The organism is Ciceribacter sichuanensis, from assembly GCF_024055605.1.
In the GTDB taxonomy this organism is placed as follows: Bacteria; Pseudomonadota; Alphaproteobacteria; order Rhizobiales; family Rhizobiaceae; genus Allorhizobium; species Allorhizobium sichuanense.
The window spans coordinates 223,119-236,223 of sequence record NZ_JAMXLX010000003.1 but is presented as its reverse complement, the minus strand read 5'-3'; the positions used below and the strand labels follow the sequence as shown (position 1 = coordinate 236,223).

The window sequence follows — 13,105 nt, the reverse complement described above, 5'->3', positions numbered from 1 at the left end:
GCCCCCCGCCGAGCGACTATCAGTCGGCCGGTGGGAGACGATGATGACGGACAGAATACCGGACCGGAAAAAGCAGCCAAAAGCCGAAACGGCGGATGAACCTTCGCGCACGCCGCTGCGACAGGATCCGCATGCGGTGCGCGATCCCAAGGAAAACAATCTGGAAATCGCCATCGGCCACGAAGTCAGGGCATTCCGCAAGAGGCTCGGCATCACCGGCTCCGATCTTGCCGCCGCCACCGGCATATCGCTCGGCATGCTCTCAAAGATCGAGAACGGCAACACCTCGCCGTCGCTAACCACGCTGCAATCGCTGGCGCGCGCGCTCGGCGTTCCGGTCACCAGCTTCTTCCGCCGCTTCGAGGAACCCCGCAACGCGGTCTTCGTCAAGGCCGGCGAAGGCGTGGAGATCGAGCGCAGGGGCACCCGCGCCGGCCACCAGTACAATCTGCTCGGCCACATTCCGTCGAGCAGCAGCGGCGTCCAGGTGGAACCCTATCTCATCACCCTGACGGCCGATTCCGACGTCTTCCCGACCTTCCAGCATGCCGGCATGGAATTTATTTACATGCTGGAGGGTGAGGTGAAATATCGACACGGCGACCGGCTCTACACCATGCTTCCCGGCGACAGCCTGTTCTTCGATGCCGATGCCCGTCACGGCCCGGAAGTGCTGGTACGCCTGCCGATCCGCTTCCTGTCGATAATCTGCTACCCCGACCGCCCCGAAAATCCGTGACGCTTTCCGGTGTCGCATCACAGAGCCTTCATCGGGCGCTGCAGATGCGATTCCTCTTGGCTACGGCTTTGAAATACGGCATAAAAAAGCCAATTTTCCCAGCGAAGGCACGAAAGATTTCCGCCCAGACCAGTTTTCTGATCGGCATCGCTGCACAAACCGGCCTTTTGAGTTCGGATCAAGGATCGACCGGCCGTTCATGTGCAAGCGAAGCGCCGAAGGACGACAGCGGTCAAGACGAACCCTGACGAACGCCTTCTAAACCCAGAACCCGAGAAATTAAGTCTTCCCATGACTCCGCATGTTCCGTCGCGCGACTTTGAATCCAGACAGATCGATCATAACGACTCGATCCGGGCCGCCTATTTCACGATCGACGAGTTGCGCGAAAGCGCCGAGGCGCTCGGCAGGGATGGCACAAGCGAACTCCCGGGGCTGATCGATTTCGATTTCTTCGCCCGGCACAAGGAGAACGAACGGGAGATCCTGCGGGTTTATCGCGCGACCGCCGCGGACGTAGAGGCCGGCGCCACGATCACACCGGCGGCCGAATGGCTGCTCGACAACCACTACATCATCGAGGAAGCGATCCAGGAAGTCCGCCGCGACTTCCCCCGTCGCTTCTACCGCCAGCTTCCGACAATGAAGGTCGGCAATCGCGAAATCCCGCGCACCATGGCGCTGGCCTGGCTCTATGTCGCCCACACCCATTCGACGGTGTCGATGGAAAGCATGACGGCATTGGTCGAAGGCTTCCAGAAGCATCAGGTGCTCGAGATCGGCGAACTCTGGGCGCTGCCGTCCATCGTCCGCTTCGTCCTGATCGAAAATCTGCGTCGCATCTCCACCCGCGTCGATCGCTCGCGCCGCATGCGCCGCAGGGCGAACGAGGTCGCAGACGAAATCATCCGTCTCAATGACGCTGCCGCCTCGGCCGATATTCTCAAGCAGATCGAGCAGCTGGCCGAAGACAACACCTTCGCCACCCAGTTCCTCTATCGCCTGCGCAACGGTTCGCAGGATACGAGCTTTGCCGTCAGCTGGCAGGAGCAACGCCTGGAACAGGCCGGCCGCAGTGCCGAAGAGGCGATGACCGCCGAGCAGAACCGTCTGTCCTCCGGCAACGTCACCACCGGCAACATCGTCAAGGGCCTGCGCGAGATCGATGACAAGGAATGGTCGGTCTGGGTCGAGGATGTCTGCCTTGTCGACAAGATCCTGAGCCAGCATACCGATTATCGTCAGCTCGATTTCGGTTCGCGGAACGCCTATCGCAACACCATCGAAAAGCTTGCCCGGCGCTCGGAAAAAACCGAAATCGAAATCGCCCAGACGGCCATCGATCTAGCCGCCAACGCCAGACATTCGGGCGAGGACGGCGTTGCCCCCGATGTCGGCAGCTACCTCGTCGGCGCGAGGCGTCCTCTCCTCGAAGAGGCGATCGACTACAGCGTTCCCGTGTGGCGCAGCATCGCGCTCGCCATCAAGCGGCTGAACTGGCTAGCCATCGCCATACCGGTCATCGGCCTGACCATCGGTGCGCTGGCGCTTGTCGGCTATTTCCTCGCCCAGGCAGGGCTCGCGACGCCGCTCATCCTCATTCTGCTGGCGATGTTCTCGCTTCCCGCGTCCGAAGGCGCAACCGGCCTCTTCAACACGCTGGTGACCCTGATGGTGAAGCCGTCTCGGCTCACCGGCTACGAGTTCAAGACCGGCATTCCGGCCGACGCACGCACGCTGGTCGCCGTGCCCTGTCTGATCGCAAAGCGAGACGACATCGACGAACTCATTCGCAATCTCGAGGTCCACTATCTCACCAATCCCCATGGCGAGATCTATTTCGCACTGCTGAGCGACTGGCGCGACAGCCTCGTCGAGGAAACCGCAGCGGATCTCGAAGTCCTCGAATATGCCAAGCAGGAAGTGGCAGCGCTCAACGCCCGCTACGCCCATGTCGGCAAGACGCTGTTCTACCTCCTGCATCGCCGCAGGCTCTACAATCCGGCCGAAGGCTGCTGGATGGGCTGGGAGCGCAAGCGCGGCAAGCTGCACGAAATGAACCTGCTGCTGCGCGGCGACCGCGACACCTCCTATCTGCCGGGCGCCAACATGGTGCCGGAAGACGTGAAATACGTGATGACGCTCGACGCCGACACGCGCCTGATGCGCGACGCCGTCACCAAGCTCGTCGGCAAGCTGCACCACCCGATCAACCGCCCGGTGCATGATCCGAAGACCGGCCGTGTCGTCAGCGGCTACGGCCTGCTGCAGCCGCGCGTCACGCCGTCGCTCACCACCGGCGAGGATGCCTCGGTCTTCCAGCGCGTCTTCTCGATGAACCGCGGCCTCGACCCTTACGTCTTCACCGTTTCCGACGTCTATCAGGACATCACCGGCGAAGGTTCCTTCACCGGCAAGGGCCTCTACGACGTCGATGCCTTCGAAACCTCGATCAAGGGCCGCATCGACGAGAACACGGTTCTCAGCCACGATCTTCTGGAAGGTTCCTTCGCCCGTTGCGCGCTGGTCACTGACGTGGAACTGGTCGAAGACTTCCCCACCCGCTACGAGGTGGAAATCTCCCGCCAGCATCGCTGGGCCCGCGGAGACTGGCAGCTTCTGCCCTACATCATAGATCCCGCCCGCGGCATCACCGCGCTCGGCCGCTGGAAGATGGTCGACAACCTGCGTCGCTCCCTGACCCCGATCGCCTGGTTCATCGCCTCGGCGCTTGGCTGGGCCACCATGGGTCCGGTCGGCGCCATGATCTGGCAGCTCGTGCTGATCTTCAGCCTGTTCGTCGCCCCGACGATTTCGCTGCTTTCGGGCATCATTCCGCGCCAGACCGACATCGTTCCCGCCGCCCACTTCCAGACGCTATGGTCGGAAGTCCGCTCGGTCAACGCCCAGGTCGCACTGCGCATCGTCTTCATCGCCGACACGGCCTACATGATGGCAGACGCCATCATCCGCTCGATCTACCGCATGGCGGTGAGCCGCAGGCTGCTCTTGGAATGGCGGACCGCCGCAAGCGTCCAGTCTGTCGCCCAGGGCGATATCATCTCCTATTACCGCTCCATGCGGCACGCCCCGGTTCTGGCCGTGCTCGCGGTCGCAGCCGCGTCGCTCTCCGGCGACTACGGTTACCTGACCGGCCTGCCCTTCGTCGTGCTCTGGGTCTTCTCCCCGCTCGTCGCCTGGTATGTCAGCCAGTCGGCCGAAACCGAAGACAGCCTGGAAGTTCCCGAACAGGTCACCGTCGAACTGCGCAAGATCGCCCGCCGCACATGGCGCTTCTACGAGACCTTCGTGACCGCCGGCGACAATTACCTGCCGCCGGACAACTATCAGGAAAACCCGGAACCGATCGTCGCGCACCGCACCTCGCCGACCAACATCGGCGTCTACCTGCTCTCGACCGTCTCGGCGCGGCACTTCGGCTGGCTGAGCTTCGAGCAGACCATCGAGCGCCTTGAACAGACGATCTCCACCGTCGAGCGGATGGACAAGTTCCGCGGCCATCTCTTCAACTGGTATCATACCGATACGCTGAAGACGCTCGGCCCGCGCTACATCTCCGCCGTCGACAGCGGCAACCTCGCCGGCCACCTGATCGCGATTTCGTCCGCCTGCCGCGAATGGGGCGAAGCCCCCTCCGCCCATCTCCAGGGTAACCTCGACGGCATCGGCGATGTCTGTGGCATCCTCTACGAGACACTGAAGGAGCTGCCGGACGACCGCAAGACGGTGCGCCCCCTGCGCCGGCGTCTGGAAGAACGCATCCTCGGCTTCAAGACCGGTCTTGCCTCCGTCAAGCGCGAGCGGGAATTCGCCTCGATCCGCATCGCCAACCTCGCCGTGCTCGCCCGCGACATCCAGAAGCTCGCTGCCAACCTGCATCACGAGGTCCGCTCGGAACAGAGCGCCGAGGTCACCCGCTGGACGGAATCCCTGGTCGGCGTCTGCGAGGCCCATATTGCGGATTCGTCCTTCGACCTGTCGAACATCGACCCGCTGCGTCAGCGCCTCTGCACGCTGCGCGACCGCGCCCGCGACATCGCCTTCTCGATGGATTTCAGCTTCCTCTACCGGCCGGAGCGCCGCCTGCTGTCGATCGGCTACCGCGTCGAAAGCCGCGAGCTCGATGAGGCCTGCTACGACCTGCTCGCCTCCGAATGCCGCCTGACCAGCCTGTTTGCCGTCGCCAAGGGCGACCTGCCGACCGAACACTGGTACAAGCTCGGCCGTCAGGTCGTGCCGATCGGCGCCCGTGCGGCGCTGATCTCCTGGTCCGGCTCGATGTTCGAATATCTGATGCCGCCGCTCGTCATGCAGGAGCGCCAGGGCGGTATCCTCAACCAGACCAACAATCTGGTCGTCGTCGAACAGATGAATCACGGTCGCCGGCTCAATATTCCGTGGGGTATCTCGGAAGCGGCGTTCAACGCCCGCGACCACGAGATGAACTACCAGTACACTAACTTCGGCGTACCGACGCTCGGCCTCAAGCGCGGCCTTGGTCAGAACGCAGTCATCGCGCCCTACGCCTCGATCCTTGCCAGCCAGTACTATCCCGAGGAATCCCTCAGGAACCTGGAGCGCCTGCGCAAGCTCGGCGCGCTCGGCGCCTACGGCTTCCACGATGCGGTCGATTTCACTCCCACCCGCGTACCGGACGGCAAGACCTGCGCGGTGGTCTACAACTACTATGCCCACCACCACGGCATGTCGATCGCGGCAATTGCCAACGTCGCCTTCAACGGTCGCCTGCGCGAACTCTTCCACTCCGATCCGGTGATCGAAGCCGCCGAACTCCTGCTGCAGGAAAAGCCGCCGCGCGAAATCCCGGTGATGAGCGCCAAGTACGAGCCCCAGACCCCCGGCAAGGGACAGGCCGACCTGTTGCGTCCGGAAATCCGCACCATCACAGATCCGGCCAACAAGGAACGCGAAGTCGCCTTCCTGTCGAACGGACATTACTCGGTGATGCTGACGGCAACCGGCTCCGGCTATTCTCGCTGGAACGGCCAGTCGGTTTCCCGCTGGAAGGCCGACCCGACCGAAGACCGCTGGGGCACCTTCATCTTCCTGCGCGACACGGCAAGCGGCCAGTGGTGGTCGGCGACCGCCGCGCCGCGCCGCGCCGAGGATGAAAAGACCAAGGTCATCTTCGGCGACGACAAGGCCGAGTTCTTCAAGACGGTCGGCGATATCCAGACGAGCGTCGAGTGCATCGTCGCCACCGAACACGATGCGGAAGGCCGCCGCCTGACCATCCTCAACACCGGCCCGGAAGACCGCTTCATCGAAGTGACCTCCTATCTGGAACCGGTGCTGGGCTATGACGATGCCGACAACGCCCATCCGCTGTTCTCGCGCATGTTCGTCAAGACCGAGTTCGGCCGCCGTCGCGACGTGATCCGCGCAGAGCGCAACAAGCGAAGCCCCAGTGATCCGGATATCTGCGTCGCCCATCTGGTGGTCGACAATGCCGGTCCCGGCCGTCCGACCGAGTTCGAGACGGATCGCCGTCGCTTCCTCGGTCGTGGTCGCAGCCTTGCGGAGGCAGCCGCCTTCGATCCGGGTGCGACGCTTTCCGGCACGGAAGGCTTCACGCTCGATCCGGTGCTCAGCCTGCGCCGCGTCGTGCGCGTGCCCTCCGGCAAGAAGGTCAGCGTGATCTTCTGGACCATCGCCACGCCGAGCCGCGAAGAGGTCGACAAGGCCATCGAGCGCTACCGGCATCCGGATGCCTTCGCACACGAACTCATCCATGCCTGGACCCGCGCCCAGGTGGAACTGCGCCACATCGGCATTACCTCGCAGCAGGCCGCAGCCTTCCAGCATCTTGGCCGCTACCTCGTCTATCCAGATCCGCATCTGCGTGCGGATCCGGAAACGGTCCGCACCGGCCTGCGCTCGCAGTCGGCACTCTGGCCGATGGCGATTTCAGGCGACTTCCCGATTTTTGCGCTGCGCATCAACGACGACATGGACATCGACATCGCCCGCGAAGCGCTGAGCGGCCTCGAATACCTGCGTCGCCGTGGCGTCACCGCGGACCTCGCAATCGTCAACGAGCGCGCGACCTCCTACATCCAGGACATGCAGCATGCGCTGGACCGCATCGCGGAAAACATGCGCAACCGGCTGCAGGATGTATCCGGCCGCCAGCACGTCTTCACGGTCCGCCACGACCTGATGGACGAGAACGGCTCGCAGGCCCTTCTCGCCGCCGCCCGCGTCGTCTTCCATGCCCGCAACGGCAAGATCGTCGACCAGATCAACCGCGCGGTCTCGCTGTTTGCCACGCCGCGCATTCCGGATGGTGCAGAAGCCGAATGGACAGGCCTGCTGCCGGCAACGCCGGCTTCGGCTCCGGTCGCAACGACACCTGTAACGGCCGATGACCTCGACATGTGGAACGGCTTCGGCGGCTTTGCCAAGGACGGCACGGAATATGTCGTGCGCCTCGACGCAGCGACCTCGACGCCGCAGCCGTGGATCAACGTGATCGCCAACGAGCAGTTCGGCTTCCACGTCTCCGCGGAAGGTGCAGGCTTCAGCTGGAGCCAGAACTCGCGCGACTATCAGGTCACACCCTGGTCCAACGATCCGGTGACGAACCGTCCGGGCGAGGCCTTCTATGTGGTCGACCTCGAAAGCCGCAGCACCTATGTGCCGTTCCAGTCGCTGAACCTCAACGACAGCGCCCGTTTCGAGACGCGCCACGGCCTCGGCTACTCGGTCTTCACCAGCCGCCAAGACGGTCTCGAGCTCGAGCTGACCCAGACAGTGGACAGGAACCGCCCGGTCAAGCTTTCGCGTCTTGTCCTGAAGAATACCGGCAGCGAAGCCCGCACCTATCGGGTCTACGGCTATGCGGAATGGGTGCTGGGCAACAATGCCCAGAAGACGGCTCCATTCGTTCTTGCCTCTCATGACGAGGAAACGGGTGCGCTCTTCGCCACCAATCCGTATGACATCAACTATCCCGGCCGCATCGCCTTCCTCGCCGGCATCGAAACGCCGGCCGGCTTCACCGCGAGCCGGAGGGAGTTCATCGGACGCCATGGCACCATCCGGATGCCGCAGGCGCTTGCCCGCCAGTCGCGCCTCTCGGGTTCCATCGACACCGAGGGTGATCCCTGCGCGGCGCTTGCCTTCGACATCGAAGTGCCGGCGGGAGCGGAAAAGGATGTGACCTTCCTGCTCGGCGAGACCGCAACGGCGGAAGCCGCCCGCGCGCTGATCGGCGAAATCCGGAAGGAAGATTTCCAGTCGATCCTGTCGACTACCCAGTCCTTCTGGACCGACTTCACCGGCAAGCTGCAGGTCAAGACGGGCGACCAGTCCTTCGATAACCTCGTCAACCGCTGGCTGCCCTATCAGGCGCTTGCCTGCCGCATCTTCGCCCGTGCCGGCTTTTATCAGGCCAGCGGCGCCTATGGCTTCCGCGATCAGCTGCAGGATACGCTCGCCTTCCTGCTGCACCAGCCGGCACTCGCCCGCCGTCAGATCCTCAATGCAGCGGCACGCCAGTTCCCCGAAGGCGATGTCCAGCACTGGTGGTTGCCGCAGACCGGTGCCGGCGTGCGCACCCACATCTCCGACGACGTGGTGTGGCTTGCCCATGCGGTGGATGAGTACATCACAGCAACCGGCGACAGGACCTTCCTCGACGAGAAGCTCTCCTTCCTCGAGGGACCGCTGCTTGACGAAAACCGGCACGATTCCTTCTTCCAGCCGACGGTGTCGGAACAGGAAGCGGACCTCTACGAGCATGCAGCCCGGGCACTCGACCTTGCGGTCGCCCGCACCGGCCCGCACCGCCTGCCGCTGATCCTCGGCGGTGACTGGAACGACGGCATGAACCGCGTCGGCGCCAAAGGTCAGGGTGAAAGCGTCTGGCTCGGCTGGTTCCTTGCCGCAACGCTCAAATCCTTTCTCGTTTATGCCGAAGACCGGGGTGACAAGGACCGTGTCTCGCGCTGGAGCGCTCATCTCGCAACGCTTTCCGAAGCGCTGGAGACCGCCGGCTGGGATGGCGACTATTATCGTCGCGGCTACTTCGACGACGGCACCCCGCTCGGTTCGAAGGACTCGGAAGAGTGCAGGATCGACTCGATTGCCCAGTCCTGGAGCGTGCTTTCCGGACAGGGCAAGCCGGAGCGCACCGTCAAGGCACTCGACGCGGCCGTTGCCGAACTGGTCGATGAAGAGGCGGGCATCGTTCGTCTGTTCACCCCGCCCTTCGCCAAGTCGCCGCTCGATCCGGGCTACATCAAGGCCTATCCGCCGGGTGTGCGCGAAAACGGCGGCCAGTATACCCATGCCGCGATCTGGCTCGGTCTGGCGCTCGCCAAGGCCGGTCGCGCGGCAGATGCCTGGCGCTGCTTCGAGATCCTCAACCCGGTCAATCACGCCCGGGATGCCGATTCCGCCGAACGCTACCGCGTCGAACCCTATGTCGTCGCAGCCGATGTCTATGGCGGCGATGCCTATACGGGTCGCGGCGGCTGGACCTGGTACACCGGTTCGGCCGGATGGCTCTACCGCTTCGCTATCGAAGGCCTGCTCGGCATCAGCCGCAAGGGCAACCTGCTCTTCGTCCAGCCGGCCCTGCCGCCGGAATGGAACAGCTTCGAGGCAACGGTGACGATCGACGGCACGGCCTATGAGGTCGCCGTCGAACGCAGCGGCGATGCGGCCTTTGCCGTCACCGTCAACGGCAAGAAGGTCACCGATCCGGCAAAGGGCTTCAAGCTCACCAAATCGAAATAACGACTGCTTCGGGACAAGACCAAAACAAAAGCCCCGGCTCTGAGAGCCGGGGCTTTTTTTGTTACGTACCAGCGTCCCGCGGAGACCGTCAGTCGGCGAAGACCACCAGTAGATCCTTGGCGTCGATCTGGTCCCCGGTCTTGACCAGCACTTCGGCAATGGTGCCGTCGCGGTCCGCATGAAGCGCCGTTTCCATCTTCATCGCCTCGATGGAAAGCAGCACGTCGCCCGACTTGATCGACTGGCCGGCGGAGACGGAAACGGTCGAGACCACGCCCGGCATCGGTGCGCCGAGATGGGCGGAATTCGCCACGTCGGCCTTGCGACGCGCCAGCGAGGTGGCGGCGCGGTTGCGATCCGGTACCTTGATCAGGCGCGGCTGGCCATTGAGTTCGAAGAACACCTTCACCATCGCCTGCTCGTCCGGCTCGCTCTTGGCCTGATGCAGAATGACCAGCGACTTGCCCCGCTCGATCTCCGGCTGCAGTTCCTCGCCCGGCGCCAGCCCGTAGAAATAGGCAAGCGTCGGCAAAACGCCCACCGGGCCATAGGTCTCGGCGACCATCGCGTAATCGGTGAAGACCTTGGGATACATCAGGTAGGATGCGAATTCGAAGTCGGAAACCGCACGCTCCAGCTTTGTCTCAATCGTCTTGCGCTCCGCATCGAGATCCGCCGGAGGCAACAGCGATCCCGGGACTGCCGTATAAGGCTTGTCGCCCTTGAGCGCCTTCTTCTGCAGGGCTTCCGGCCAGCCACCCGGAGGCTGACCGAGGTCACCCTTCAGCATGGAGACCACCGAATCCGGGAAGGCGATGTCCTTCTCCGGGTTTACGACATCGGCCACGGTCAGGTCCTGCGAAACCATCATCAAGGCCATGTCGCCGACCACCTTGGAGGACGGCGTCACCTTGACGATATCGCCGAACATCTGGTTGGCGTCGGCATAGGCCTGCGCCACCTGATGCCAGCGTGTCTCCAGACCGAGCGAACGTGCCTGTTCCTTGAGGTTGGTGAACTGCCCGCCCGGCATTTCGTGCAGATAGACTTCCGAAGCCGGTCCCTTGAGATCGCTTTCGAAGGCCACATACTGGTTACGGACGGCCTCCCAATAGAAGGAAATGCGCCGGATCCACTGCGGATCGAGACCCGGATCGCGCTCCGAACCCTTGAGCGCCTCCACGATGGAACCGAGGCAGGGCTGCGACGTATTGCCGGAAAGGGCATCCATTGCCGCATCCACCACGTCGACACCCGTTTCCACCGCCGCAAGCACCGTCGCGGCTGCAATACCGGACGTATCGTGCGTATGAAAATGGATCGGCAGGTCGGTCGCCTCGCGCAATGCCTTGAAGAGCACACGGGCGGCCGCCGGCTTCAGGAGGCCCGCCATGTCCTTCAATGCGATCATGTGCGCACCCGCCCGCTCCAGCTCGGCGGCAAGGGCGGTGTAGTACTTGAGGTCGTATTTCGGCCTAGCCGAATTGAGGATGTCGCCGGTATAGCAGATCGCGGCTTCGCAAATCCTGTTCTCCTCCGCCACCGCATCCATCGAGACACGCATGTTGTCGACCCAGTTGAGGCAGTCGAATACGCGGAAGACATCGATGCCGCCCCTGGCAGCCTGACGGACGAAATACTTCACGACGTTATCGGGATAGTTCTTGTAGCCGACGCCGTTTGCGCCGCGCAGCAGCATCTGCAGGAGCAGGTTCGGCGCGTCCTCACGGATGCGGGCGAGACGGTCCCACGGATCTTCCGTCAGGAAGCGCATGGAAACGTCGAAAGTGGCGCCGCCCCAGCATTCCAGCGAGAAGAGCTGCGGAAGCGCCCGGGCATATGTGCCGGCGACCCGCGCGATGTCATAGGTGCGCATGCGCGTCGCCAGCAATGACTGATGACCGTCGCGCATGGTCGTATCGGTCATCAGAACCTGCTTCTGCGCCCGTACCCATTCGGCAAACTTCTTTGGCCCGAGTTCATCGAGCTTCTGCTTCGTGCCCGCCTGGATATCGCCCTCGATGAAGGGAACCACGGGTGCGGCGATATCGGCTGCGGGCTTCGGCCGACCCTTGGCTTCAGGATGCCCGTTGACGGTCACGTCGGCCAAGTAGGTCAACAGCTTAGTCGCGCGGTCCTGCCGCTTGACCTGCTGGAAGAGTTCCGGCGTCGTGTCGATGAAGCGGGTGGTATAGCTGTTGTCGCGGAACTTCGGATGCGTGATGATCGCTTCGAGGAAGGTGAGGTTTGTTGCCACCCCGCGAATGCGGAACTCGCGAAGCGCGCGGTCCATGCGGGCGATCGCCTCCTCCGGCTGCGGCGCCCAAGCCGTGACCTTGACCAGCAGAGGATCGTAGAACCGGGTGATCACCGCGCCCGGATACGCCGTGCCGCCATCGAGGCGAATGCCGAAACCCGAGGCAGAGCGATAGCCGGTGATACGACCATAGTCCGGGATGAAGTTCTGTTCCGGATCTTCGGTCGTGATGCGGCACTGGAGCGCATGGCCGTTCAGCCGGATGTCTTCCTGCTTCGGAACGCCCGATTCCGGCGTGCCGATGGCAAAACCGTCGAGAATATGGATCTGCGCCTTCACGATGTCGATGCCGGTCACGACTTCGGTGACGGTATGCTCGACCTGGATGCGCGGGTTCACTTCGATGAAGTAGAACTTGCCGGTATCGGCATCCATCAGATACTCGACGGTGCCGGCGCCGATATAGTTCGTCGCCTTGGCGATCTTCAGCGAATAGGCGGCCAGCTCCTGACGCTGGGCGTCGGAGAGGTAGGGGGCGGGAGCCCGCTCGACCACCTTCTGGTTACGCCGCTGGATGGAGCAGTCACGCTCGAACAGATGCACGACATTGCCATGGGTGTCGCCGAGGATCTGGCTTTCCACGTGCCGGGCCCGCTCGACCAGCTTCTCCAGATAGACTTCGTCCTTGCCGAAGGCGGCCTTCGCCTCGCGCTTGGCCTCCGTCACCTCCCGGATCAGGTCCTTGGGATCGCGGATGGCACGCATGCCGCGTCCGCCACCGCCCCAGGAGGCCTTCAACATCACCGGATAGCCGATCTCTTCTGCCAGCCGGTGGATTTCCGTCGGATCGTCCGGCAGCGGATCGGTTGCCGGAACGACGGGAACGCCGACCGAGATCGCCAGATTACGGGCGGCGACCTTGTTGCCGAGCTGGCGCATGGTTTCGGGCCGCGGACCGATAAAAGTGATGCCTGCAACGTTGCAGGCGTCCACAAATTCGGGACTTTCCGACAGAAGACCGTAGCCCGGATGGATTGCATCGGCGCCGGAAAGCTTTGCGACGCGAATGACCTCATCGATTGAAAGATAGCTTTCGATCGGTCCAAGCTCACGGGAAAGATGCGGTCCCCGGCCAATCTGATAGCTTTCGTCCGCCTTGAAGCGATGCAACGAGAGCTTGTCTTCCTCCGCCCATATAGCGACTGTTTTCAGGCCGAGTTCGTTGGCGGCGCGAAAGACGCGAATGGCGATTTCAGATCGGTTGGCGACAAGTATCTTGGAAATGGGCAAATCGGTCTCCTCAAACGACAGGCCAGTGCTTTTTT

At 63.1% G+C, this 13,105-nt stretch carries 4 protein-coding genes; 3 read left to right on the top strand and 1 reads right to left on the bottom strand.

Annotated features, from left to right (window positions below):
- The first annotated feature begins 43 nt into the window (after positions 1-43).
- Genes NBH21_RS11740 through NBH21_RS11730 form a run of 3 tightly spaced genes read left to right on the top strand, consistent with a single transcriptional unit; the run spans position 44 to position 9,523 of the window.
- A complete protein-coding gene (locus NBH21_RS11740) occupies positions 44-739 on the top strand; it encodes a helix-turn-helix domain-containing protein (RefSeq protein ID WP_099059633.1) in 696 nt (231 codons plus the stop codon).
- The gene (locus tag NBH21_RS11735; RefSeq protein ID WP_250913523.1) at positions 736-987 is read left to right on the top strand and encodes a hypothetical protein; all 252 of its coding nucleotides are present in this window, start codon (positions 736-738) and stop codon (positions 985-987) included. Before NBH21_RS11740 ends, NBH21_RS11735 begins: the two co-directional genes overlap by 4 nt.
- Before the next feature lie 43 nt (positions 988-1,030).
- A complete protein-coding gene (locus NBH21_RS11730) occupies positions 1,031-9,523 on the top strand; it encodes a glycoside hydrolase family 94 protein (RefSeq protein ID WP_250913524.1) in 8,493 nt (2,830 codons plus the stop codon).
- Between the two features lie 88 nt (positions 9,524-9,611).
- Here the strand turns inward: NBH21_RS11730 and pyc are convergent, their stop codons facing one another.
- The gene (gene pyc / locus NBH21_RS11725) at positions 9,612-13,070 is read right to left on the bottom strand and encodes a pyruvate carboxylase (protein ID WP_250913525.1); all 3,459 of its coding nucleotides are present in this window, start codon (positions 13,068-13,070) and stop codon (positions 9,612-9,614) included.
- Positions 13,071-13,105: the final 35 nt, after the last annotated feature.